The 24,500-nt window shown below is 55.2% G+C and carries 22 protein-coding genes; 17 read left to right on the plus strand and 5 right to left on the minus strand.

What is annotated here, in order from left to right; translation table 11 throughout:
* Window positions 1–182 precede the first annotated feature (182 nt).
* The 6 genes from K227x_RS26835 (at window position 183) to K227x_RS26860 (ending at window position 12,744) form a co-directional block, all read left to right on the plus strand.
* Window positions 183–719 carry a sigma-70 family RNA polymerase sigma factor gene (locus K227x_RS26835; RefSeq protein ID WP_145175285.1) on the plus strand — a complete coding sequence of 179 codons (537 nt, stop codon included), beginning with the start codon at window positions 183–185 and terminating at the stop codon, window positions 717–719.
* Window positions 712–2,121 (plus strand): FecR family protein, encoded by a 1,410-nt coding sequence (locus tag K227x_RS26840; protein WP_145175289.1) that lies wholly within the window; start codon window positions 712–714, stop codon window positions 2,119–2,121. Before K227x_RS26835 ends, K227x_RS26840 begins: the two co-directional genes overlap by 8 nt.
* Before the next feature lie 203 nt (window positions 2,122–2,324).
* A complete protein-coding gene (locus tag K227x_RS26845; protein ID WP_145175292.1) occupies window positions 2,325–5,441 on the plus strand; it encodes a DUF6797 domain-containing protein in 3,117 nt (1,038 codons plus the stop codon).
* Window positions 5,442–5,524: 83 nt separating this feature from the next.
* On the plus strand, window positions 5,525–7,345 hold the full coding sequence (locus K227x_RS26850) for a sulfatase family protein (protein ID WP_246146320.1): 1,821 nt from the start codon (window positions 5,525–5,527) through the stop codon (window positions 7,343–7,345).
* 93 nt (window positions 7,346–7,438) lie between these two features.
* Window positions 7,439–11,281, plus strand: coding sequence for a sulfatase-like hydrolase/transferase (locus tag K227x_RS26855; RefSeq protein ID WP_145175295.1), 3,843 nt, complete (start codon window positions 7,439–7,441; stop codon window positions 11,279–11,281).
* Window positions 11,278–12,744 carry a sulfatase gene (locus tag K227x_RS26860; protein ID WP_145175298.1) on the plus strand — a complete coding sequence of 489 codons (1,467 nt, stop codon included), beginning with the start codon at window positions 11,278–11,280 and terminating at the stop codon, window positions 12,742–12,744. The genes K227x_RS26855 and K227x_RS26860 overlap by 4 nt, the downstream gene beginning before the upstream one ends.
* Window positions 12,745–12,787: 43 nt before the next feature.
* On the opposite strand, the gene K227x_RS30910 is transcribed toward K227x_RS26860, so the two are convergent.
* Complete coding sequence (locus tag K227x_RS30910) at window positions 12,788–13,126, minus strand: hypothetical protein (protein WP_218933565.1); 339 nt, start codon at window positions 13,124–13,126, stop codon at window positions 12,788–12,790.
* Between the two features lie 291 nt (window positions 13,127–13,417).
* Here K227x_RS30910 and K227x_RS30915 point away from each other — a divergent pair, with 291 nt between their 5' ends.
* Window positions 13,418–13,720 (plus strand): hypothetical protein, encoded by a 303-nt coding sequence (locus K227x_RS30915; RefSeq protein WP_218933566.1) that lies wholly within the window; start codon window positions 13,418–13,420, stop codon window positions 13,718–13,720.
* Here the strand turns inward: K227x_RS30915 and arsB are convergent, their stop codons facing one another.
* Window positions 13,721–14,947 (minus strand): ACR3 family arsenite efflux transporter, encoded by a 1,227-nt coding sequence (arsB, locus tag K227x_RS26870; protein WP_145175304.1) that lies wholly within the window; start codon window positions 14,945–14,947, stop codon window positions 13,721–13,723. It lies immediately after the preceding gene.
* Window positions 14,948–15,066: 119 nt separating this feature from the next.
* Between arsB and K227x_RS26875 the strand changes: the two genes are divergently transcribed.
* The 9 genes from K227x_RS26875 to K227x_RS31295 all read left to right on the plus strand — a co-directional run bounded on the left by K227x_RS26875 (window position 15,067) and on the right by K227x_RS31295 (window position 22,154).
* Complete coding sequence (locus K227x_RS26875) at window positions 15,067–15,669, plus strand: hypothetical protein (protein WP_145175306.1); 603 nt, start codon at window positions 15,067–15,069, stop codon at window positions 15,667–15,669.
* Between the two features lie 137 nt (window positions 15,670–15,806).
* Entirely contained in the window at window positions 15,807–16,583 is a 777-nt protein-coding gene (locus tag K227x_RS26880; RefSeq protein WP_218933567.1) for a PEP-CTERM sorting domain-containing protein, read from the plus strand.
* Window positions 16,584–16,614: 31 nt separating this feature from the next.
* Window positions 16,615–16,845 (plus strand): HNH endonuclease, encoded by a 231-nt coding sequence (locus K227x_RS26885; RefSeq protein WP_145175312.1) that lies wholly within the window; start codon window positions 16,615–16,617, stop codon window positions 16,843–16,845.
* Window positions 16,846–16,995: 150 nt separating this feature from the next.
* Window positions 16,996–17,247, plus strand: a complete 252-nt coding sequence (locus tag K227x_RS26890; protein WP_145175315.1) for an addiction module protein — start codon at window positions 16,996–16,998, stop codon at window positions 17,245–17,247.
* Window positions 17,222–17,533, plus strand: a complete 312-nt coding sequence (locus K227x_RS26895; RefSeq protein ID WP_145175318.1) for a type II toxin-antitoxin system RelE/ParE family toxin — start codon at window positions 17,222–17,224, stop codon at window positions 17,531–17,533. The genes K227x_RS26890 and K227x_RS26895 overlap by 26 nt, the downstream gene beginning before the upstream one ends.
* A gap of 1,017 nt (window positions 17,534–18,550) precedes the next feature.
* On the plus strand, window positions 18,551–20,356 hold the full coding sequence (locus K227x_RS26905; protein WP_246146321.1) for a DUF2075 domain-containing protein: 1,806 nt from the start codon (window positions 18,551–18,553) through the stop codon (window positions 20,354–20,356).
* A 27-nt stretch (window positions 20,357–20,383) separates the two neighbouring features.
* Entirely contained in the window at window positions 20,384–20,698 is a 315-nt protein-coding gene (locus tag K227x_RS26910) for a transposase (protein ID WP_145172788.1), read from the plus strand.
* A gap of 35 nt (window positions 20,699–20,733) precedes the next feature.
* Entirely contained in the window at window positions 20,734–21,675 is a 942-nt protein-coding gene (locus K227x_RS26915; RefSeq protein WP_261343464.1) for an IS3 family transposase, read from the plus strand.
* A 107-nt stretch (window positions 21,676–21,782) separates the two neighbouring features.
* Window positions 21,783–22,154, plus strand: coding sequence for a DNA/RNA helicase domain-containing protein (locus K227x_RS31295; RefSeq protein ID WP_145175324.1), 372 nt, complete (start codon window positions 21,783–21,785; stop codon window positions 22,152–22,154).
* 11 nt (window positions 22,155–22,165) lie between these two features.
* On the opposite strand, the gene K227x_RS26925 is transcribed toward K227x_RS31295, so the two are convergent.
* Genes K227x_RS26925 through K227x_RS26935 form a run of 3 tightly spaced genes read right to left on the minus strand, consistent with a single transcriptional unit; the run spans window position 22,166 to window position 23,122 of the window.
* Window positions 22,166–22,453 (minus strand): hypothetical protein, encoded by a 288-nt coding sequence (locus tag K227x_RS26925; protein ID WP_145175327.1) that lies wholly within the window; start codon window positions 22,451–22,453, stop codon window positions 22,166–22,168.
* A gap of 21 nt (window positions 22,454–22,474) precedes the next feature.
* Window positions 22,475–22,846 (minus strand): helix-turn-helix domain-containing protein, encoded by a 372-nt coding sequence (locus tag K227x_RS26930; protein ID WP_145175330.1) that lies wholly within the window; start codon window positions 22,844–22,846, stop codon window positions 22,475–22,477.
* Window positions 22,847–22,864: 18 nt separating this feature from the next.
* Entirely contained in the window at window positions 22,865–23,122 is a 258-nt protein-coding gene (locus K227x_RS26935; protein ID WP_145175333.1) for a type II toxin-antitoxin system RelE/ParE family toxin, read from the minus strand.
* A gap of 432 nt (window positions 23,123–23,554) precedes the next feature.
* On the opposite strand from K227x_RS26935, the gene K227x_RS26940 reads away from it, so the two are divergent.
* Complete coding sequence (locus K227x_RS26940; protein WP_246146322.1) at window positions 23,555–24,499, plus strand: DNA adenine methylase; 945 nt, start codon at window positions 23,555–23,557, stop codon at window positions 24,497–24,499.
* The last annotated feature ends 1 nt before the right edge of the window (window position 24,500 follow it).

The following is a 24,500-nucleotide window of genomic DNA, read 5'->3' on the forward strand; positions in this document are numbered from 1 at the left end:
CATGCCCGCTCAATCCAGCGACCGCTTTTCAGCAACGGACTAGGATCAGAGCGATCTACGGGGCCGAAGACGCGCGACGCACCCCCCCCCCCTTTTTTTTTGGGGGGGGGTGGGGGGGGAAGAGCCGAAAATTTCTCGAGTTTTCTTCGTAAAACCGATTCGATTGGTGGAGTGTAATTGGCATGGACGAAGAAACTGCGGACCAACATGAGATATTCCTGACGCTGTTCACGGCGAATGAAGCGGCAATTCGTGCCTTCGTGCGCCGACTGGTGCCGACGCGGCAGGACACCGAAGACGTGATGCAGGGGATCGCACTTGTCCTGTGGCGGAAATTTCACGAACTGGACGATCGCAAAAGCTTTCGCAGGTGGGCGTTTGGCGTCGCTCGATATGAATCGCTCGCATGGCTACGTGACAAGTGTCGTGACCGACATGTGCTTTCCGAAGATGTCCTTGACTTGGTGGCCGATGAGTCCACCCGGTGTGAAGCTTGGCTGCAGGCTCAGCGTCATGCGTTGGACGAATGCCTTGAAAAGCTACCGCAACCGCAGCGAGGACTGGTGCTAGCGGCTTATGCGCCGCAAGCCGAGATCCAGCGTGTTGCGAAGCAGAGCGGTCGAACGGTCGGCGCGTTCTATCAATGGTTGCACCGAATCCGTCTGCAACTATTGGAATGCACGCGGCGGACTCTTCAATCGGAGGGCTGTCATGAATAGCTCGCCAGACCAGCAAGCGCTGATTGCCGACTACGCAGCCGGAGTCATTGACGCCGATGACTTCCGCAAGCTTGAACGAACACTTCGCAGCGATGCAGAATTCCGACGTGACTTCATGGAGTACATGAATCTGGATTCAGCGATATCCGACCGTGCCGCTCTTTCGGATGCGGAATTCGATGCGATGAACTGCGATCCGTCGGCGTCCAACGAAACCGTCGCCCCCACTCGGCGACCCAATCGGCGACCCACTTGGCGATACTTTGGCGTCATCGTGGGGATCGCCGCGGTCATGCTTCTGATCGCGGGAACGGCCTGGTTCCTACCAACCACCGAATCCGATATTCCGATGGCGTCGGTCACTGCGGAAGTCACGTCACTCGACGCGGCCAGGTTGGCTGATTTCGATCAGGATGTCCGTGTTGGCGATCGGATCCATCTGAATCGAATCCGGCTGGAAGCGGGAACAATGCAGGTTCGATTGGACAGCGGCGTTGTCCTCGACTTGTTCGCTCCGCTGGACGGAACACTTCAGTCGTCGATGCGGTTGCAGTTGGCACGCGGACGGCTGAATGCGGATGTTGGCGAATCGGGCCAAGGCTTTATGATCCTGACCGACCATGGCCAGATCATCGATCTTGGCACTCGCTTTGGCGTCGATGTTTCTGACGACGAAGCGAGCGTCGCGGTCTTTGATGGCGAAGTGAAAGTCGAATCGGGTGGTTCGGCCAACACAGCCCGTTCGCTACGAGTCTACGAAGGTGAAGGCGTCCGGCTCGGCAAAGGTCGCCGACCGCGTCGACTTTCCGCCGTCTGGTTGTCACAGGGACGATTCGGCTTTTCCGCAAGCAACGCCTCTTCGATTGTGTCAGACATTACCGACAATGCGGTGACCGATGGGTTTCACCGTTTCTACGGAATCATTGCCGGCGGAATGCGTGAAGGAACCATCGCCTACACGACGCATGCTTCCACTCCGCGCCCCGACATCGTTTGGCGAGCCGCCGAAGGCGAAGAGTTTCCTTCCGAGTTGCTCGGCGCGGACGTCGTATGCCCGTTCCATATCGATCGGCAAGAACAGTCGCTGACCATTTCGTTGCAGCTTGCCGGCCCCGCAGACGTTTACGTCATGCATGACCTGCGCAGGAATCCATCTGTTTGGCTAAAGAACGGTTTCCAAGAAACCAGCTTGACGCTTCGCAGCGGACCTTGGCGTCCAGTCAGCCCATTGGCTCAGGGCATCAAGCCAAACCGCGAGGGTGACATCTACGTTCAGTACTCGGTCTGGAAGAAGCGTGTCGATGCCGCTGGCCAAGTGGAACTCGGTCCACCACAAACCGATGGTGACCAAGGAAACAAGGCGATGTACGGCATCGCCGTCAAAGCCATCTCCGATGGCTGATGGACATGCAAGTCCAGTGCGTTGAACGTCGCGGAAAGTCGGCCCCATTCGGCCTGGGCCCCGATTCCATCGAAACTTCGCACCATCCACTTCGACTAGGCTTTCATCGTTTCCAATCGATCGCAGCGACTGGCCGGAAGCCAACCCCACTTTTATCCCGTCCCTATCCCATATCGTCTTTCATCCCTTCATCTGGATCACGAATGTCCCGCCCGCTTTTCTGTTTGACCTGCCTGATTTTTGCGTTGGTGACTTCACCGGCATTCGCACAAACCGCGACCTTGCAGGAAACCTTTGAATCGGTCGACGCAAACCGGATCGCACAAGAAGCTCGGCTGCGTGGCGATCCGCAACGCGGGGCAATCGTCTTCCATGCCTCCGCAGCCGCATGTGCGAAGTGTCATGCGACGGGCCAGGGGCAGTCGCCGCTTGGACCTGACCTGACACGATTGGGAGACAAGATGACCGACGTCGAGCTGATCGAATCGCTGCTTTATCCGTCCAAGTCGATTCGCGAAGGCTACCAAGTCGTGCTTTTGCTGACAGTCGATGGTGAAGTTCGATCAGGGATGATGGTATCGGAAGACGACGACAACATTGTGCTCCGCGACGCCGCAAATCTGCAGGCGACTATCTCGGTCGCGAAAGATGACATCGACGCCCGCAGTCGTTCCAACGTGTCGATGATGCCCGAGGGCTTGGTGGCAACGCTGAAGTCTCCGCGTCAGTTCCTCGATTTGGTCAGCTACCTGATTGCGATTCACGAAGGTGGTCGTGACCGAGCCGACGAATTGAAGCCAACAGCCGAGCAATTGATCCCCAAAGACGACACCATCAACCTGAATCATGCACAGATCATTCGGCGGGCGGAAAATGGAAAGCTGAAACGCGGCAAACAGATTTACGAATCGACGTGCTATCAGTGTCACGGCAAAGATGGAAACACGCCATCCTTGGCGACCGCGCGAGCGTTCGGTACCCAGAAACTGAAATTCGGGGCCGACCCGCACAGCATGTTCAAGACGCTTTCCCATGGCAACGGATTGATGGCTGCCGCTTCGGCTCTGTCGCCGCGAGAACGCTACGAAGTCGTGGCCTACATTCGCCAGCAGTTCATGAAGGACTCCAACCCGGACTACTTTCCGATCACACCGAAATACCTCAGTTCGCTGCCCAAGGGTACGGACATGGGCGATTTCAAGCTTGATCCCGATCGCGATTACGGCCCGGCGCTGGCATCGCAACTAGGCCGCGACGTCAACAGTGCGCTGACGATCAAGTTGGACAACATCTCCATCGCCTACGATTTGCATACGATGGACCAAGCCGCGATTTGGTCGGGCGGCTTTCTGGATGTGGATCAAACTCAACACAAACGCGGCCGAGGTGAAGGGTATCCCGAACCGCGAGGCGAGATGATCGCGGCGTTGGATCTTTGGCAATGGGGACACGATGGATCGCTGGACTATCCGAAAACGGATCTGTTGCCGCGTGGTCCGCTGCCACAGGGTTGGCTGGACTACCACGGCCACTTTCTCTGCGGCGATCAAATCGTATTGAATTACTCCATCGATGGCCGCCAGATTCTTGAAGTGCCATCCGCGATACCGAATCAAACGGCAATCCGACACACGCTGACAATTCAGGGCGGGAAGGGCTTGCTGCTGGCAGTCGGAAAATCGGGCCCTGGTCGCGTCCGTCCCATTTTGCGGGGCGACGTTGATGAAGTGACGCTTTCTTTGGATGACCAGCAACGATGGGTCGTGAAGATTCCCGCAGGTGAAACAACACGCGTGATCGACATCGTTCGATTCGGGGATGCTGCTGCCGACGCAAAGGATCCAGCACTCTCGGCGATCGATCCCGCCGCGATGACCGAAGGTGGCGACCTGCGCTGGCCAGAAGTCTTTGAAACGATCGGCTACCGTGGTTTTCAATCCGGTGCTTACGAAGTCGACACCATTTCGATCCCGCAGTCGACACCCTGGAATACATGGTTCCGCACGTCAGCGATCGATTTCTTTCCCGATGGCCGAATGGCGGTGGCAACGGTCGGCGGTGACGTGTGGATCGTGTCCGGCATCGACGACGACTTGCTGAATGTGCGTTGGAAACGGTTCGCGGGCGGCATGTTCGAACCCTTTGGAATCAAAGTGGTCGACGGGCTGGTTTACGTGAATTGCCGAGACCGACTGACGCGACTGCACGACACCAACCAGGATGGCGAGGCGGACTTCTATGAAAGTTTCAGCGCCGACACCGACGTTTCGACGTTCTTCCATTCGTTCAACTTCGATCTGCAGACGGACGCGGAAGGCAACTTCTACTACGCCAAAAGCGGTCAGTACACGGATTACAAATTGCCAGGGGCGATCGTCAAGGTTTCCGCCGATGGAAAAAGCCGCGAGGTGATCTGCACCGGACTGCGAACGCCCAATGGAATGGGAATTCTGCCCGATGGTCGGCTGACGGTCAGCGACAACCAGGGCACGTGGATGCCAGCGTCGAAGATCAATCTCGTCAAACGGGGTGGCTTTTATGGTTACGTGCAGAACAAAGGTGGCGGTGCATGGGCGCCGGACGGTGGAAAGATCGATCACCGAAAAGTGGTTCCGCCAAAGACCTTCGACCCGCCGCTGATCTGGATGCCGCAGGAGGTCGACAATTCATCGGGCGGCCAAGTCTTCGTGGAAGACCAGCGGTTTGGTCCATTGGCGGGTCGATTGCTGCACACCAGTTTTGGCCAGGGGCATTTGTTCTATCTGATGACGCAGGAAGTGGACGGTTTGGCGCAAGCCGCCCTGGTTCGGTTCCCGCACGACTTTGGTACCGGCATCATGCGAGGACGCGTCAACCCCGTCGATGGACAACTGTATGTGACGGGGCTGAATGGATGGAACGACAACGGACGTGGCGACCTTGCCGATGGCGGCATCTATCGCGTTCGCCACACCGGCAAGCCCATTCGCATGATCACGCACTGCGAAGTACATCCCGGCGAACTTCGACTCCGATTCAACTTCCCACTGAATCACGCTGCATCGACTGGCGCATCTGCGTACGTGGCCGAGCAATGGAACTACAAGTGGACCGAGAATTACGGTTCCGACTTCTATCATCCCGAAACGGGTGAAGTTGGAAAACAAGACCTGCCGATCGAATCGGTTTCCATCAGCGAGGATGGCAAAACGCTGTCATTGTGGACACCCAATTTGCGTCCCGTCGATCAATTGCACTTGCATATGGAAGTGCAGGACTCAAGCGGCAATCCCTTCAACGAAGACGTCTACTGGACAATCCACGGTATCCCGAACGATTGACCCATCGGAATCTTTGCAAAACGCATCCCAACGTAGGATAGGCTTCCAGCGATGTCAGATCACTCACACCAACAGGCTGCCACGTGAACCGATTCATCACCTTCTGCATCCCTCTGGTTTGGCTCTCAGCGACGCTTGCCAACGCGGCAGATTCTCGACCCAACATCATCGTGTTCTACACGGATGATCACGGCCACGCGGATCTGTCGTGCCAAGGAGTTCTTGACGACATCAAGACGCCCAATGTGGATGCATTGGCAAGGATTGGTGTGCTGGCCCGGCATGGCTACAGCACGGCGCCGCAGTGCGTGCCGTCGCGAGCCGGATTGATGATCGGAAAGTTCCAATCGAAGTTCGGCGTCGAAGCCAACGGAAAAACGTTGCAGGGATTCGATCGCGAGTTGACGATTGCCGAACGTCTGCAGGATGCGGGGTACGTGACCGCGCAGTTCGGCAAATGGCACCTTGGCCCAGGGCCCAAGATCACCGAGCACGGATTCAAGCACGTGTTCAACCAAAACTCCGCCGCCCCCTTTGCCGCCAACATCGGTCTTGATGGCAGCGATCGCGAGATGTCGAACTTGCATCCCCAGATGTATCACGTCGATGGATGCAGCCGAGCTGCGGCCTCGCTGATCGAACGATACAAGGACGATCCCTTCTTTCTGTATGTCGCGTACCGTGCCCCCCACGTCCCGTTGGACGCGCCGCCAAAGTACCTGAATCGATTCCCGGGCAAGATGCCCGAGCGACGTCGGCAAGCATTGGCAATGCTGTCCGCAGTGGACGATGGTGTCGGACGGATTACCGAGACGCTGGCCGAAAACAATCTGACCGAAAAGACACTGATCTTCTACATCGGCGACAACGGCGCACCACTGAAGATTCACAAGCGTGATGCTCCCGGTGGAGGTCCTGGTTGGGACGGTTCTTTGAACGACCCGCTCAACGGTGAAAAAGGGATGCTCTCCGAAGGCGGCATGCACGTCCCGTTTGTGATCGCTTGGCCCGGAACGATTCCCGCCGGGCAAGTGTTCGATCACCCGGTCAGCGCTCTGGACGTGGCGGCAACGGCTGCGGATTTAGCGAAAATCGAATCGAAACCGGGGGACTTCGACGGCGTCAACTTGATTCCGTATCTCACCGGGAAAACGAACGAACCACCGCGTGTATTTCTCGCCTGGCGTTGGGTTGCCCAATCGGCCATTCGCGAAGGCGATTGGAAGCTGCTTCGCGGCGGTGACCGCGAGTATTTGTACAACCTAAAGAATGATCTCGAAGAGCAACACGACCTCGCGGGTGATCACCCAGAGATTGCCGATCGTTTACGCGAAAAGCTATCGGGTTGGGCCAGCCAGCTCGATCCGCCCGGCCTGGCCAACGGCGAGATGTCCAAAGCGGCCACTGACTACTTCGATTTCTATCTCGACGGCAAACCGGCGACACCGCTGCCTGAAAAATTCATCCCGAAAACCGATTCGGCAAGTTCCCAATCCGGATCCAAGAAGTCAGCGTCTGCATGGATCGTCCGCAACGGCAAAATGGATGTCACTAGCGAGGGTTTGCAGATCGCCCCGCAAACGCTGGGCACGAAGCAAACACCGTTCATCACTCGAAATGGTTTGCGTTTGGCCGGCCCGGTTTCCGTCAACATGGTTGTCAAAACGGCAACGTCCGGTGCGATCGGCCTCTGCTGGCGAAACTCAGCCGACAAGGGTTTCGTCGCGGCCAAGCGAATCAATGTTGGCGTCGAGAAATCGGGCCAGTGGCAAACGATCCAAACCAGTCTGCCCGGTGATTCGCCAATCATTCACGTCCGCGTCCACCTTCCCGCCGGCACCACGTCGATCAAGTCCATCGAACTGAAACCCGCCCACGGGAAAACCGTGACTCTAACGCAATAGCGGGGGCAGTCGCATTGGAAGCGTCTCTTCGCCTGCCTACCCCTGAAAACCGCTCCCTCGAACCTACGTCTAGCTATCAGGTTGGATCTCTTTATGAATACCCGCTCTCGCACCTGCTTTCCGTGGAAGCTTGCTGCACAATGTCCTGTGCCATCCATCGCCCTCGCCATGGTGCTGCTGTGCGGGTCGACATCCTTGGCCGCGAAGCCGAACTTTGTGATCACCATCGCCGATGATCACGGCGTGCATCATTCGTCGGTGTATGGATCCAGCGAGTTCCAAACGCCCAACCTTCAACAAATGGCGGAAGAGGGGATTCGATTCGACAACGCCTATGTCGCATCGCCAGCCTGTGCGCCCAGTCGCGCGGCACTTTTCACGGGTCGAATGCCCTACAGCAACGGCGTCGTTGGTAACCACGAGATCGATCTCAAACCCGGTGTCGTTTCGCTGTTACCGACACTGTTGGAACAAGGGTACGAAGTCGTCTTCCATGGCAAGGTTGGGCACGCCGGCAGGAAGCACTTCGGCCAATACGTGCCCGACGGTGTCAAGATTCTCGGCGGCGGCGGTTTGCAACAAACGATGACGCTGGATCAGGTGGAAACGTTTCTGCAGCAACGCCCTGAAGACGCTGCACCGCTGGCCCTATTCCTTGGCTGGACAGACACGCACACCGCGTGGCCGCCCAAAGAGGAGGCCAGAATCGCTCCCGAAGACGTCGTCATTCCGCCCAAGATCTTCGACACGCCCGAAGCCAGGGTGGAAATGACACGATACGTCGAAGGAGCCGAAGATATCGACCGCCGCGTCGGCCAAACTCGACAACTGATCGCCCAACACCTGGACGTGGATAACACCCTGGTCGTTTACACCTCGGACCATGGGATGCCGTGGCCGTTCGCGAAATGGTCTCTCTACGAAACCGGAATCCGCACCCCTTTGATTGCGGTTTGGCCCGGCAAGATCCAGCCCAGTTCGTCGACCGATGCGATGGTCAGTTGGATTGATCTGATGCCGACACTGATCGACTTGGCCGGGGGAACATCGCCCCCTGGCATCGACGGACGGTCGTTCGCCAAGGTGTTGTTTGGCGAAACCGACAAACATCGCGACGTGATCTTCGCAACGCACAAAGGCGACAACGAAAAGAACGTCTACCCGATTCGCAGCGTCCGGGTGGGCAAATGGAAATACATCCGCAACCTGCACCCGGAATTCGCCTACACCACCCACACCGACGTGTGGGCCAAGGAATCCCCGCGTGACCCCAAGCACTGGGCGCACGCCGGCCACCACTGGCAATCGTACATCGAGGCAGCAAAGACGGACCCCGAGGCGGCCGCGTTCCTGCATGACTATCACAGCAGTCCTGCCGAAGAGCTTTATCAAATTGAACAGGACCCGTACGAACAGAACAACCTTGCGGGATCGCCTGACCATGCAGCGAAGCTAGCCGAATTGCGAGCGATGGTTACCAAGCGAATGGAAGAAGTCGGCGATGACGAATCGCTCAGCGGACCGCCACAGTTACTGAAAGACTTCGCACTGCCACCCACGGCAGGTGACAAGATATTTGACGAGGTTGACGGAACAGTCATCATCGAAATGGAAAGTACACAGTCGCCGCTGGGCAATTGGAAAAAGCGTACGACGCTGGATCCATTCACCGGCAGCGGCTACCTGGAATTCATGGGCAACAACCCCGGCGTGGGTGCTCCCGATTCACCGCTGAACTACGACTTTCAAATCAACACGCCGGGTGACTATTGGATCTCGATCCGGTCCCACAAACGATTGACGGCCGACGATGGAGTCACCGCACGTAGTGACATGTGCAATGACTGTTACGTTCGTGTCGAGGGAGATTACGTATCCGCGGACCCGACACTGCCGTTGGAATGGCTGCAAAAGGACACGAAGTTCTGGGGGAATGCGGCCGACTTGAACTGGAAAAACTGGTCCAGCAAGGTTGTCGGTGACCACGACATGATCAAAACAGTGCGATACAGGTTTCAGGCGGGCAAGCAATACCGACTGGTTGTATCCGGACGGGCACAGCGTTTCAGTCTGGATCGGATTGTCATCACTCGCATAGGAGATCAGCGATTCAACGAGTCGGGCAACGAATCTCGACTGGTGACGACCTGGCAGCAGGCGGAAGTTCAGGAAGTGGGGCAAGACAAATTTGCCGTGTGGCAACCGTTGTCCATCTCTTTCGATGGTCCCAGGGCATCGGAAACCGACGATTCCCCCAACCCGTTTCTCGACTATCGACTGCAGGTTCAGTTCGTTGGGCCATCGGGACAAACCTATGAGGTACCCGGCTACTTCGACGGCGATGGAAACGGAGGCAAATCGGGGAACCAGTGGACCGTCAAATTCACTCCGGATGAACAAGGCGTATGGAACTACCAAGCCTCGCTAAGAAGCGGACCCGATGTCGCCGTCTCGTTGATGGACGCCCCGGGTCAGGCCGCGAACCTAAAGCATGCTAGCGGAACGTTGACCGTGCAGCCGCGGGATGATTCGGCATCCGGATTTTCAAAGTGGGGCCGATTGGAATACGTCGGTGGTCACTACCTAAAGTTCCGGGACGGCCCGTATTGGATTCGCGGCGGCGTGGACAGTCCAGAGAACTTCCTTGCCTATGCAGGGTTTGACAACACGCCCGCAAGCCACCGTTACGCCGATCATGCTTCGGATTGGCAAGACGGCGATCCAGACTGGAATGGCGGCAGCGGGAAGGCCATCATCGGTGCGATCAACAGCCTTGCCGACCAGCAGGTCAACAGCCTGTACTTTCTGACGATGAACATCGGTGGCGATGGCGGCGACGTGTGGCCGTGGTCGGGAAAGCCAGCACGCAAAGGCAGCCCAACGGACGACAACCGCCACTTCGATCTCAGCAAGCTACGGCAATGGGAAACCGTCTTTGCGCACGCACAGCGAAAAGGGATCCATTTGCACTTTGTATTCAATGAAGCGGAGGAGGCCAACAAGAAAGAGCTCGATGACGGTGAACTTGGTATCGAACGAAAGCTTTACTATCGCGAAATGGTCGCTCGATTCGGTCACCACAATGCGTTGAGCTGGAATCTGTGTGAGGAATACAATCTTGGTTTCGACCTCGGGCCCGAACGAGTTCGTTCGTTTGCCGACTATGTCGGTGCGGTTGATCCCTACGATCATCCCATCACCGTCCACTCCGCGCACGATCCATTGAAGGAGCTCGAGTTCACATTCGGCGACCCACGTTTTTCAATGACATCGATTCAACTGAATCAACGTCGGATCGATACTCTGGTCGAAGATTTCCGAACGGCAACCGCCGCCGCTGGTCGTCCATTGCCGATATCGATGGATGAGTTCACGCTAGACGTTGGACAGGATGCATCATGGAGACCGTTCGATCGTCCCGAGTTGCATCGCCGACAGAAGCTTTGGCCAACCTTGTTATCGGGAGGACAGATCGAATTCATCCTGGAGGACCTGCTGAAGACCGAGTCGTTCAAGACAGCCAATCGTCAAGCACTATGGAACAGTGTGGCGATCGCACGAACCTTCATGGAAGAACACCTGCCATTCTGGGAGATGTCACCGGCCGATGAATTGGTCGAAGGCGAATCGACTCTGAAGGTCGGGCTGGGTGCAGGAAAATCGTTTCCATTGAACGCTCAGGTCTTCTGCAAACCAGGTCACGTCTACGCGATCTACTATCCAACCGCATCGAAGACAGGGCAACTCGACTTGAGCAGCGATGACGGGAAGTTTCAAGCAAGGTGGTACAACCCCAGAACCGGTCAGTTTGAAGGAACCACTGCGATCCTGCACGCGGGAAATTGGATTCCGCTTCCCACTGCACCATCAGCACCAAATCAGGATTGGGTGCTGCTACTAACTATCGAAAACGATAAAAGAAGAAACGAACGATGAAAACGACTTGTCTGATAGCTTTGGCACTCGTCGTAGCGGCGTGGATCCCGCAGCCAACGGCACACGCCGAGAAGCCGAACGTGCTGTTCCTGATCGCCGATGACCTGAATACTGCCCTGAGTGGTTTTGGGCACAAACAGTGCAAAACGCCGAACCTCGACCGGCTCGCTCAGCGCGGTGTGAAGTTCGAGAACATGCACTGTCAGTACCCCGTTTGCGGTGCGTCGCGTGCGTCGATCATGTCCGGCCTGTATCCGTATTCGAATCTGACGCTGGCCAACGACGGCACATTGCGAGGCAGCATGCCCGAGGTGGTGACGCTGTCGCAGACTTTCCGTAGCAACGGCTATTACGCGGGACGAGTCAGCAAGATCTACCACATGCGGATCCCGTTCGAGATCATCGATGGAACCGCGGAAAGCGATGATCCCTTCTCATGGGACGAAGCGATCAACATCCAAGCTCTGGAACAAAACGCTCCCGGCGAACTGACGAACTGGTCCCCCAAAGACAAAGGGTCGCAGACCTTTGCCGGCGTGATCGCATCCGGCGGAGACAGCGACCACGCCGATGGAATGGCAGCAGATCGGGCCATCGAGATGCTTGAACAGATCAAAGACAAACCGTTCTTCCTGGCGGTGGGATTCGTGAGACCGCACGTGCCTCTTGTCGCGCCGAAAAAGTATTTCGACCAATACAACCGAGATGAAATGGAAGCACCGGTTGTGCCGGAAAATGATCTGGACGACGTGCCAGGCGTCATCCGCGGCTACAAAAGCAACAGCACCACGTACGGGGTGACGCCGGAACTGCACAAAGGGCTGCTGCAGGCCTACTACGCCAGCGTTTCTTACATGGACGCACAGGTCGGACGCGTCCTGGATGCACTGGAAGAAAAGGGCTTGGCAGAGAATACGATCGTCGTGTTCACCAGTGATCACGGCTACCTTTTGGGGCATCACCACAAGTTCCAAAAGCAACACCTGTTCGAAGAGGCCACGCGAGTGCCGTTGATCATCAGCGTGCCGTGGCTGAAAGATCAGCACGGGCGCGGCACGACAAAGATCACCGAACTGGTCGACCTCTATCCGACTCTGGCGGACCTGGCCGATTTGCCTGCTCCCGACGCCATCCAGGGAACCAGTTTGAAACCACTGCTACTGGACACCGAATCCCCTTCCTGGATGAAAGAGCTGGCATTCACGATCAGCCGCAGCGGCGGTGAATCCATTCGCACAGCCGACTGGCGTTTCACTCAGTGGGGCTTTGGCGAGAAAGGTTTGGAACTGTACGACCTGAAACAGGACCCGGGCGAATTCACAAACCTGGCAAAGGATCCGCAGTACGCCTCGGTGGTAAACATGCTGCGAGCGCAACTGATCGCAAAACGCGATGCAGCAGGCTTCAAGCAAAATCGGAACGCGATCATCGGCAAGCAAGGCAAGGGCGGATCCAAGGAGTAGACGTACGGGCCGGCAAACCCAAAGTGGTCGTCGGTGAATCGTTTCAGAGCGTCGTTTCGACGAGGCTCCCCGCTGATTGATTTTCCGATATTCGGGTTCGCGTCTTCCATCTTGTTCCTGGCAAATAGCCGAGGATGCCCAGAAGGATACCCACCAATCCGAGAACCATCGGAACGACTGCCCACGCAAAACCGATCCACTCCATCGTTTGCGGCGATGCCCCACTTGCCGCGGAACCCATCGTCACGAAGAAGATGCCCGAAGCAAATCCCAGGAACATTGCACTGCCAAAGAAAAACAGCAGGGTCCAAACGCAAGTGAAGAACACCTTCCTCACGAATGCCAGAACCGAACCTGGCCGCGATGCTGCATCGGCATCCACCGTCTGATTCGGCGTGACGTAGGGGTTGTTTTTCGATTCCATGCTTCTGGCTCCAAAGGCAGTCTGTGATCCAAACGTTAGCCGTCCGCGGACGCGGACGAAACACCGAACCCAACAAAATCCGGCTAAAGCAGGTACTACAAACGCAGCGTATCAAACTCACCCAATTCGCGGCGAACGCCCAGCACAAAACCCGCTGTATCCCCTCCGTTCGTAGTATCGCCTTTAGGCGGAATCAGGCCACAACCACGATCCTGCGGTCACGCAAAACAATAGCCGGATGGAAACCTCGTGACTTCAGTCACCGTGTTTCCTCCAGCGATGAAAGCTTCAATGGTGGGCGGCGACAGCAGTTTGCAGGGCAAGTGTCGCCATGCTGAGTGGGTAGCAGCTTTCGAACTCGGGACACCGTTGGCAGTCGTCCCATTGTTGAATATCGATCTCGGATTCCGTTCGAGCACGCATCATCCCTGCTGGTGGATCGATCCGCACAGAGAAAACTTTCCCGGCTTGTTCCCCGATGCCGACATGCTTGGGGAAGATCTTCCCCAAGCATGGCTTGTGTCGGACAGCACTCATCTCAACCGCTCCTGATCAAACGTGACTGGGAACTTTTTCATTGTCGGCGACGGAGCCTTCAGCAGGAAACCAACTTTTCGTCTGGAGACAAAACTTGACCAAGCCCAACATCAAGGGAACTTCGATCAACACGCCGACGACGGTCGCGAGAGCAGCCCCCGACGACAATCCGTACAACATGGTTGATGTTGCGATCGCCACTTCAAAATGATTCGACGCACCGATCATCGCCGTCGGAGCGGCAGATTCGTAGGTGAATCCCATCGCTTTGCTGATCCCGTACCCGAGAGCAAAGATCACCAAGGTTTGGATCGTTAACGGAATCGCGATCCACAGAATCGTGAGTGGGTTTTCAACAATCGTTTCGCCCTTGAATGAAAACAACAGCACGAGTGTTGCCAAAAGCGCGGTGATCGTGATAGGCGTTAGGTAACGCAAAAACTTGTCACGAAACCAAGCTTCTCCCTTGGTCGCGATCAACCATTTGCGCGAAAGGTAACCGGCCACCAAGGGCAGGGCGACATAAACACCGATCGACAATAGCAACGCTTGCCAGGGGACGGGTAGCTGGCCGACACCGAGCAGAAACCCACCCAAGACTCCGTACAGCACAAGCATTGTCAGCGAGTTGATCGCGACCATCACCAACGTGTGTCCGTCGTTGCCCTTCGCCAGAAACCCCCAAACCAGCACCATCGCCGTGCACGGTGCAATGCCTAACAGAATGCATCCGGCCAAGTAGCTTCGCCAGAGTGGAACCTGCAACATCTTCACGCCTTCGACCAAGACCACCTCGCCCGCACCGTAGGTTGCCCCGACCTCAAGATCGCTGCCCAATGGAGCTTTCACATAGTCAACAGCATCGGGACCGATGAAACCTAGAAAGAGTGTCCCCAGGAAGAAACTTGCGATCGCGTACATCGTGAAGGGCTTGATGGCCCAGTTGATAAACAGTGTCAAACCAACGGGCCGAATCGACTTACCGGCTTTGACCACTTCGCCGAAATCAATCTTGACCATGATCGGGTACATCATGAAGAACAGGCAGATGGCGATCGGGATAGAAATCACCGGAGCATCGTTTACATAAATCGCCATCCCATCGAGCGACCGTGCGATGCCGGGAGCGACCTTGCCCAAAGCAATCCCGGCAACGATGCAAAGCCCTACCCAGACGGTCAGGTAACGCTCAAAGAATCCAATGCCCTTCTCATCCGCTGGACAGGCTGGTGGTTGAGTCACTTTCCAATTCTCCTTCTTGGTGGTGATCGCTTATCGGCGATACACGCTAGGCGTGAGTAAAAAAAATCCGTCACCATCCAGCGACGAGTGTTTTGATTTGGTTGAGTTTGTCGGGGTCGATGCCGTCAGCAGACTTTTGCTCCATCGACTTTTGCTCCATCGACTTCACCCTGGAACACCCTGACTCCTTCCGAATCTTGCGATGCAGGGAAACGGTCGACAGAGCCAGCAGCAGACGATCCGCCAATCAGGGCGCGAGCCTGACCAGTGATCGCCCAGGCAAGCTTCGCAAACAGCTCGGCCTGAGGGGATCAGCCATCGGCTTCACCGGCGTCGAACCGCAGGGTTCCTTGGCGGGCCGTTTCACCACCGGACTCCTATATCGTCCATCCACGATAAACGATATCGGCAGCCTTGCAAACGGCCAATCAGTGAAAATGGCCCACCCCGCAGGAATCGTTCACCAACGCGATTGCTTGGGCGACGACCACGATTCGCTGGCTGCGCGGTTCGATGATCTACAAGCGATAGCGGCGTCGCGGTCGCCAATCGCTATTCCCTCTCGCGTTCCGCCGACGCTGATCTTGATGAGATTACGCAAGCGGCCAAGCAATCCAGATGCCACTCCGGAAGCTTTACACAACACGGTTCAGGTGCTGGCGGATCTCATTTTGCATGAGCTCAATGAACGACATCCCCAAACTCCCCAAACACCCCATTAGTTGACGCCGCCCCCCCCACCCGGTTTAATTACAGGACTGTGCTTGCCGCCAGGACGCAGCGATAGTGCTCCGGTGCGCACGCGATGGGAATTTCTACCCACAGTCTTCTCAAACGCCTGGCAGATTTAACAATGCGAATGTCAAACACGAGCAGCGTTTCCGCGTTGAACCAAGCTTTCATTTCGGTCATTGCAATTGTGATGCAGTTTGCGTTTGCTCCGGCTTCCCAGGGCGCGGTTTCCATCGAGTTCTCTGCACAGACCGATGGAGTGGGGACATCCTATCACTGGGCGTTCTACGACTTTTTTGATCCGGCAGATGGGATCCAGTCAGTCGACGTCAGCAGCCCGACGGGCGGAACCCTCGGAATGCCGTTCGACAATTACGTTGACTTCCGAAATGCGGTCACGGGTCAGTGGACGATTGAAGCCAGCTTTAACAACGGGAATCCTGACGCCGAATTGATGTTTGAAGTGACTGATTTGCCTGACGTCTTTCCGCTTATATCCCCAGTGATCCTTTCCCCCGGTGAAGGCGACACGGTCCAATCCGGTCAATCCTTTTTCCCGACGCTCGATCCAGCGACGGTTGGAACAGGCTTTTTAAGCCGCACGCGATTCAACTCACCCGACCTAACAGCAAGCTTTGAAACAGGCGGAACGTACAACGGTTTCCGTGCGACATTGAACGCAGGTGTCTCGGAGGCGGATTTCCGATTCGCGTATACAAATATCGAACAGGCCAGCGACCTGGCGTCGAATTTCAGTGGCGATGATACACTTTTAGAAGGGATCGACTATCTCTTCGGATCGGGAACTCGCACGGTGAACGTCACCGCTGTACCGGAACCAGGAACGGCATTGGCGATGTTGGCGATCGTGACGGCCGGCTTGATACGCCGCCAGCGTCGCTAGACGTACGAATGGCATCTCCGAATTCAGATCCATGATCTGCCATACCGTCCCGCGATCTGCTGGCGGATCGGATGACGTCGCGAATTTTGCCTGGGCTTGCCCAAGCTGCAACCTTCACAAGTCCGATCAGACAATCGTCACCGCATCTGATTCGCCAGAGCCGGTTGTCACGCCACGCGAGTTGGTGCTGCTGTGGACCTCTCTGGACGAAGCAATGCGGCAAGCGATACTGACGATCGCTCGACGATCCAAATTGTCGTGACGATGTCACGACAATTTGCCGTAGCATTCCGGCCATTACCGCACTAGATCAGCTGAATAGTTGTTTTGTGGTTGAGCTCGATCTTCGACATCTTCGCGTCGGCTGCTAGAATAGTGACTGCCGTATTCATCACTGCATTGGAAGTCTGAAATGTCGGAATCTGCTCAACAACTCATTTCGTCCGCTTTGCAGCTACCCGCATCTGACCGAGCGGAAGTTGTTGATGCGATTCTCGCAAGTCTTCAGCCGGGAATTGATGGCGATTCGGCAGCGGAGATTCAGGACGCGTGGACGCCCGAGATACGAAGCCGAATCGACGACATTGACTCTGGCCGTGTGAAAACGATTCCGTCCGCCGAAGCATGGAAGATGATTGATGGCGAAGCGGAACTTCCAGACTGAATTTCATCCGGAAGCGATCCGAGAAATTCGTGAGTCGATTCAGTGGTACCGCGACCGAAATGAGCAGGCTGCTGACGCGTTCCGTTCTTTGGTGCAGGCTGCTGAGTCTCTCATCGAGCGGTCACCGGAGTCTTGCGCTCCCTATCTTCACGAGACGCTCGGTTATCGGTTTCAAAAGTATCCGTTCGTTCTTGCGTATATTCTGCGAGAAGATCGAATCTACTTTGTAGCGCTCGCCCACACGCGGCGAAAGCCTGGATATTGGCGAGATCGCTTAGAGGATTAGCGACAGCCCGGGGCAGCACGAATGAATCTGAGTCGAACCGACGCTTCCGCAACCTATCGAGGATATCGCAATCAAGCACAGCATGTGCTTGCGCGGTTGCTTACTGATGAGAATTCGGACCGTCAGATATATCGTCCGGAGGGCTCAGAGGACCTGGCCATTTTTAATGCGCAGCAGCGTCTGATTGAGGCAGTCCAAGTAAAGGACTACTCAAGCGATCTCGCGCTCTCGCATTTCAAGCCATCTAGTCCAGTTGGATTCTTTGCTCGTTTCAAAGATAGGCAGTCAGAACATCCAGATTGAACAAGAAAAGGTTCCAGGACTGAATGGCACTTAATCCAATTAGGTCCTATGCCTGCCCAGGTTTGTATTCGCGTCTAGGTTTCTGCATGAGCTTGTATTTCTTCTGCCGCCGCTTGAGCAACCTTGGTTCGTAGCGGTCTGGTCGGTTGCCAACAGCATGCTGCAGGCAGCAGCGGTAGGCCACGTGCCGCGGCGGCGGAGCAGGAACGAAGAATTGGAGAGAGCGACGTTCCGCAAACGATCGTCGAAGCCGCTCGAAGGATGAACAAAGCTCGACGATCGTTTGCGGTACGTCGTGATCGGAGTCTCCATCGCCGTAAAAAATGCTCCAATGCGGAAACGGCTGCACGATGCGGCTCCCAAGCCGCATGACCGGCCTGCACGTACTCTACCTGGGAAACACTCAAGCACTCCGGTAGAGCGTCGCTTTCGTCGGAGCCGGGTCATTGCCGCTCAGAAGCGAAGCGGCGGCGATGGTCCGAGCGACAGAGAATGCGCAAGCGGTCGCTTTTGTTGGAGAGGGTTTGCAACCTGCCGTAATTACCGTTTCGCTATTGCTCCAACAAGAAACGACCGCATGCAATACCTCCCAATCAAATGACCTTGCCCCCCCGATCGCAGCGAGGCCGTTGCGCTTTGCGTATTCTCTCGCAACGGATGCCCCTTCGGTCGCTATCGTATTCCGCTCTAAGCTGCGATCGTTAGAATCTCACCATGAAACGTGAATACTATTCTGACTCAATAGCCAATTTCCTCACCACGGATCGTCACGCGATCCTCGGTGAATTGGTTAGCAACAGTGAATTCGCAGTCGAAAACACTCAGCGTGATGCTTGGCAATTTCAAATCGACTCGTTGAAAAAGTTGCTCGTGGGACAGAGCGGGACGATCTATTTGGAATACTCAATTCCACGAATGGGAAAAAGGGTCGATGTCCTGTTGTTGATCGGCAATGCGATTTTCGTCGTTGAATTCAAGGTCGGAGATACGCAGTATTGGTCGGGAGCGTTGAACCAGGTAACCGACTACGCCTTGGACCTCAAGAACTTCCATGATGCCAGCCACGATCGCTTTGTCGTACCAATCCTGGTTTCAACCAAAGCACCAGCAGTTCCAGTTCTGATTGAATCCACGCCTCGGCGAGACGGGCTGATTTCAACCATCAAGTCAAACGGATCTAACTTTGCGGCAATCATCCAAGATGTTCACACATTCGTTGATTCAGCGGAAACCGGGGAGCGAACGCAGATAGTATCCGCCGAGTGGGAAGACGGGCAGTATCTTCCCACTCCAACGATCATCGAGGCGGCGATGGCGTTGTACAACGGGCATTCGGTAGCAGAAATCTCGAGAAGTGACGCGAGTGGAGCCGAGTTGCATCGGACGACTGACGCGATTTCAACTGTCATTGAAAACGCCAAGTCAGGACACTACAAGGCTATTTGCTTCGTTACAGGCGTTCCCGGTGCCGGAAAGACGCTGATCGGCCTGAACATTGCGACTCGTCATTTAGATGACGAAAGCAACACGTACAGTGTTTTCTTGTCCGGCAATGGACCACTCGTACAGATTTTGCAGGAAGCACTTGCGCGGGATAAGGTCGCACGCGAGAAAGCGACTGGTCGTCGAATCACGAAGTCCGCCGCTCGCAGCGAGGTGAAGACCTTCATACAAAACGTTCATCACTATCGCGACGAGTATTTGAAGGATAGCCGGGCGCCCGCCGATCACGTCGCTTTGTTCGACGAAGCCCAACGTGCGTGGGACTTACAGCAAACCTCGAAGTTCATGAGGCAGAAAAAGAACCAGCCAAACTTCAATCAGTCAGAACCCGAATTTCTGATTTCTTGTATTGAACGCCACAAGGACTGGGGCGTCATTGTCTGTTTGGTTGGCGGCGGGCAAGAGATTAACACGGGCGAAGCCGGAATTGCTGAATGGGCCGAGGCGCTCAATCGTTCGTTCCCCGACTGGCACATTCACATTTCTGATCGCTTGACCGACAGCGAATATGGAGCAGGCGAAGTCCTGTCAAAACTCAAGTCTCGACGGAATGTGCATTACAATTCGGGGCTGCACCTTTCGGTATCTATGCGGTCTTTCCGTGCAGAGAACGTGTCGAGATTGGTCAAGGAAGTGCTGGATTTGGACACGATCAATGCGAACCGGACGTTGGATTCCGTTCGCGAACAATACCCGATCGTTTTGACGCGAGATTTGTCGAAGGCGAAGGAGTGGTTGCGGCAACAAGCTCGTGGATCAGAACGATATGGCATTGTCGTGTCATCACAAGCGAATCGTCTCAGACCGCTTGCGATTGACGTACGGATGCAACCCAACCCGATCCATTGGTTTCTTGCCGACAGCGGGGATGTGCGGTCGTCGTACTACCTGGAAGATGTCGCTACTGAGTTTGACATCCAAGGCCTCGAACTCGATTGGGCCTGCGTCACCTGGGATGCGGACTTTCGGCATGCTGATGTGCTGCCTCTCTTGAAATTGGAAATCTGCCAATGGTGAGCTATTTTCACTTGAGGAGATTTCACAATGACACGAAAACGACGCTCTTTCTCGGCTGCTGAAAAGGCTGCCGCCGTCCGCAAGCACCTTGTCGACAAAGTTCCTGTTTCCCAGATCGCCGACCAGATGCAGGTTCAACCGACGTTGATCCACAACTGGGTCAATGCCGTCATGAGCCAAGCTGAACGGGCTTTTGAAACGCCCCGCTCGACCAAGGCCGGCAAGGTGAAAACCGATCGCACGGTCATCGAACTGCGTGAGAAACTCATCGCTAAGAACGAGGTGATTTCCGAGTTGATGGAGGAGAACATCCGCTCAAAAAAAGACAATGGGGAACTCTGAAAGGTCGATGGGTTCCCCATGACACGCGAGACCAAATCGTCGACTACACCAAGTACTGGCACGAACGAACTGAGATCGGAATCGGTCAGCTCTTGCGATGGATCGAGCTGCCCACCAGCAAGTATCACAACTGGAAGCGACGTTACGGCAAGGTGAATGCCCACAACGGCAAAGTTCCCAGGGAATGGTGGCTGGAAGACTGGGAGAAGCAGGCGATCGTCGATTTTCACGACAAAAACCCGCTCGAAGGTTACCGAAGGCTGACGTTCATGATGCTCGATGAAGACGTGGTGGCGGTCGCTCCGTCGACGGTCTACCGCGTGCTCAAGGCCGCAGGCCGACTGGATCGAAAAAGCAACAAGGCATCGCAAAAAGGAAACGGATTCAAGCATCCGCTGAAAGCCCATGCGCACTGGCATGTCGACATTTCCTACATCAATGCTGGCGGGACGTTCTTCTACTTGATCACGATTCTCGATGGCTACAGCCGGTACATCGTGCATCATGAACTACGCGAGTCGATGACCGAACTGGACGTGGAAATCGTCTGCCAAGCGGCTTTGGAAAAACACCCCGGCGTGAAGCCTCGGATCATCAGCGACAACGGTCCTCAATTCGTCGCCGGTGACTTCAAGTCGTTCGTCCGTCACAGCGGGATGACGCATGTAAAAACCAGTCCGTACTATCCACAGAGCAACGGCAAGCTCGAGCGGTGGCACAAGTCGCTCAAGGTTGAAAGCATTCGTCCGAACTGTCCACGAAATGCCGCCGAAGCGATCAAGCTGATCTCGGAGTATGTCCATCACTACAACGAGGTCAGGCTTCACAGCGCGATCGGCTACGTTACGCCGGCTGACTTCCTGGCCGGATTGGCACCGGAAATTCACTCCGAACGAGACCGTAAACTCGAAGAAGCTCGGATGCGTCGGCGTTCGACGTCGCGCAGTAGTGACAGCGAACTTGCAGTTGCCGGATGATCAGACGAGAATGTCTACGCTTGGTCGGAGGATAGGGCTCTGCAGAGGTGCAACCTGAGCGCCGCATCAAGTGCGTAGACCGAAAGGCAGGCGGTTGTCGCCAGTCGATGACCGCCACCTTTCCCTTTCGGGATACGCCACAAAGCGAAAAACCTTCCACACTGGAGGCGTGGATCACGAGGCGGGAGGACGCCATCAAATTACGTTTCAAGCCATCGGTCGATTTCCAATTCCCGCTGAACCAGCACACTGACGATGGATGGATTTACCGTTCGTTTCGAGGAAACAAATGGCAAAAGATCAACAAAGCAGAACGTCAGTCATACCTGAAGAACGCGTATCGAGTGCTGTTAACGCGGGCAAGGCAGGGAATGGTAATCTGCGTTCCCGATGGCGATGCTAAAGATCCAACACGGGCGCCCGAGTTCTATGACTCGACCTATCAGTACCTGAAGTCGATCGGAATGGATGAGCTTTGATCGCTTGGCGTTCAGATTCTCATATCACCATCTTCTTGGTCACACGCAATCGCTAGGGCCGTTGCATTTCGCAAAAAGAACCATCCGTATTGCTTAGCCATTTTCACGAGTGCGTGGGCAGCGTCCGGTGTCCAGTCGTGAACGTCGATCAGCTTAGCCTCAATCAACTCCCAATTTGGATTTTGAGAGTCTGAAATCAAAGCCGAGTATTCATCAACGAGGTTCGTTAAACGAGAAGGTGCCGAGCCAGGCACGTCGTTCGGGTTGAATTCTTGCCCGCTTGGCTCCATGTTGGTCATCCTTAAATCTTCAATGCTGCTTCAGCAACTAGCAGTGACATTGGCGAGTTCACGAATCCGTCGCGACCACGATTCCAGGTCGTTTGTGATTTCTTCCATGATTCGACACACCGGACCGATCGGTTCGTTGATCCCTTGTTCCCAATCGCGAACCGCCCCCACGGAAACGCCAAGAAATTCAGCGAACACGGCCTGGCTCACTTGCAACGACTCTCTAACTGCTTTGACTTGCTCGCCGCTAAAGGTTGCTGGGCTTAAACTCAACTTCACTTTGCGAACAGTTAAGAACGTCGATAGATCATCGACGCTATCGACCGTTTCGAGTTTCTTGGCGAAGCGTTCGAGACGCTCCACCAGTTCGCTGCCGACTGTCTTTTCAGTTTTCTTGTTCATGTTCAACCTCGGGGTTTTTCACCGTGAGTTTTCCTCCAACCACTGGTCCGTGATCACAAGGTACTTCTTGATTCCAGCCTTTTCGCTCGCGGACAAATTGTCTTTTCGATTCTTCGGGTACGCCATCAACATCAAGACGATGTGGTACGCGGCGAAGTACGCGTAACACACGCGAACGCCGCCGCTCTTCCCCTGGTCGCTGCCTGCGATTGCGAATCGGACCTTTCGCAATCCACCCGTTCCCGCGATGATCGGCGGCCCTTCCGGATCACTCATGATGAGCATTTCAAGCGTCCACAGGCTCGACTCATCGTTGTCACTCGAGCAGATCGACTTCCAATCATCTTGGAACTCGTCGAGGTACACGAAATAGAAAAGTTCGTCGCCATCCACCTACCAAGTGTACGGCCAGGCCGCACAGAAAGCAAGATTAGTTTCGGATCGAACCGTGGATCCCCACAAGCAAGGCATCAGATTTTCTGTGTTCTACGCTTCTGGACGGGCTTTCGCGGTCGGGTTGAGCGGCACTTTGATTCTAATGGCAACGAGGGGATCCCAAACTGGATTTACGAGAACAAGAGACTTCCGCTAGACCTTGGAATAGTAGCGATGTCCGCGAAGACAAAAATGCATCGCAAAATCAGTGAATTGCGTGCGATCGCTGAGTTTAGTCCGGTGTTGAACTACAGCGGCACAGCATGATCGGGCTTGCGCGATTTACAGAAGGCTGCCAAACTTCGTGTTTCAGCCGGAGCATTTTTCCAGCTCGTGACCAAACGTGTCACGGCAGTGCCAGAAACTCGCACTTTCCCTTTTCGGGCAAAGTCACAAGCATGGAACCACCAAGTGAAGCAAACTGAGCGCATTGTCAAACCGCTGAAATGGCACGGGGGAAAGCACTATCTGGCGAAGCAGATAATCGAATTGATGCCGCAGCATCTCCACTACGTTGAACCGTTTTTCGGTGGTGGTTCTGTACTATTCGAGAAATCTGCTGATGGGATTTCCGAAGTAGTCAACGATGTGCATAAAGAGTTGACGAACTTCTGGCGTGTCCTCCAAGACGAGAAGGACTTTGCAAAGTTCACTAGGATCGTCGAAGCAGTGCCGTTCTCACAGGTGGAGTGGGAAGACGCTCACGAAACGGCTCGATCCTCGCTGAAAAGAGCTGTGAATTTCTTTGTTCGGTGTCGTCAATCGCGAGCGGGGAAATTTGACTCTTTCGCCACGCTGAGTCGCAATCGAACCCGCCGAAACATGAATGAGCAGGCGTCCTCGTGGCTGACTGCTGTCGAATCACTACCAGCAGTTGCAAGTCGCCTAAAGCGAGTTGTAATCATGTGCGATGAGGCGACAAAAGTCATTCGTTCTCAAGATGGAAAGAACACTCTGTTCTACCTCGATCCGCCGTACGTGCATGAAAGCCGGGTCACCACTTCAGACTACGACTTTGAAATGTCAACCGACCAACATGTGGAGCTTCTAGACACGATTGAGAGCTGTAGCGGAAGCGTTGTATTGTCTGGGTACCCGAATGATCTCTATGATTGCCGTTTGAAAAACTGGCGAACCGTAGACATTATCATCGACAACAAAGCATCGAGTGCCAAACAGAAGCCGCGGAAGACGGAACGCATCTGGATGAATTACTGAG

Source organism: Rubripirellula lacrimiformis (assembly GCF_007741535.1).
Taxonomy (GTDB): Bacteria; Planctomycetota; Planctomycetia; order Pirellulales; family Pirellulaceae; genus Rubripirellula; species Rubripirellula lacrimiformis.

Excerpts from the sequence above, each read along its gene's own strand:
- K227x_RS26835 (WP_145175285.1), top strand. The coding sequence starts at position 183 with ATGGACGAAGAAACTGCGGACCAACATGAGATATTCCTGACGCTGTTC.
- K227x_RS26840 (WP_145175289.1), top strand. The coding sequence starts at position 712 with ATGAATAGCTCGCCAGACCAGCAAGCGCTGATTGCCGACTACGCAGCC.
- K227x_RS26845 (WP_145175292.1), top strand. The coding sequence starts at position 2,325 with ATGTCCCGCCCGCTTTTCTGTTTGACCTGCCTGATTTTTGCGTTGGTG.
- K227x_RS26855 (WP_145175295.1), top strand. The coding sequence starts at position 7,439 with ATGAATACCCGCTCTCGCACCTGCTTTCCGTGGAAGCTTGCTGCACAA.
- K227x_RS26860 (WP_145175298.1), top strand. The coding sequence starts at position 11,278 with ATGAAAACGACTTGTCTGATAGCTTTGGCACTCGTCGTAGCGGCGTGG.
- K227x_RS26875 (WP_145175306.1), top strand. The coding sequence starts at position 15,067 with ATGCCGTCAGCAGACTTTTGCTCCATCGACTTTTGCTCCATCGACTTC.
- K227x_RS26880 (WP_218933567.1), top strand. The coding sequence starts at position 15,807 with ATGTCAAACACGAGCAGCGTTTCCGCGTTGAACCAAGCTTTCATTTCG.
- K227x_RS26885 (WP_145175312.1), top strand. The coding sequence starts at position 16,615 with ATGATCTGCCATACCGTCCCGCGATCTGCTGGCGGATCGGATGACGTC.
- K227x_RS26890 (WP_145175315.1), top strand. The coding sequence starts at position 16,996 with ATGTCGGAATCTGCTCAACAACTCATTTCGTCCGCTTTGCAGCTACCC.
- K227x_RS26895 (WP_145175318.1), top strand. The coding sequence starts at position 17,222 with ATGGCGAAGCGGAACTTCCAGACTGAATTTCATCCGGAAGCGATCCGA.
- K227x_RS26905 (WP_246146321.1), top strand. The coding sequence starts at position 18,551 with ATGAAACGTGAATACTATTCTGACTCAATAGCCAATTTCCTCACCACG.
- K227x_RS26910 (WP_145172788.1), top strand. The coding sequence starts at position 20,384 with ATGACACGAAAACGACGCTCTTTCTCGGCTGCTGAAAAGGCTGCCGCC.
- K227x_RS31295 (WP_145175324.1), top strand. The coding sequence starts at position 21,783 with ATGACCGCCACCTTTCCCTTTCGGGATACGCCACAAAGCGAAAAACCT.
- K227x_RS26925 (WP_145175327.1), bottom strand. The coding sequence starts at position 22,453 with ATGACCAACATGGAGCCAAGCGGGCAAGAATTCAACCCGAACGACGTG.
- K227x_RS26930 (WP_145175330.1), bottom strand. The coding sequence starts at position 22,846 with ATGAACAAGAAAACTGAAAAGACAGTCGGCAGCGAACTGGTGGAGCGT.
- K227x_RS26935 (WP_145175333.1), bottom strand. The coding sequence starts at position 23,122 with ATGAGTGATCCGGAAGGGCCGCCGATCATCGCGGGAACGGGTGGATTG.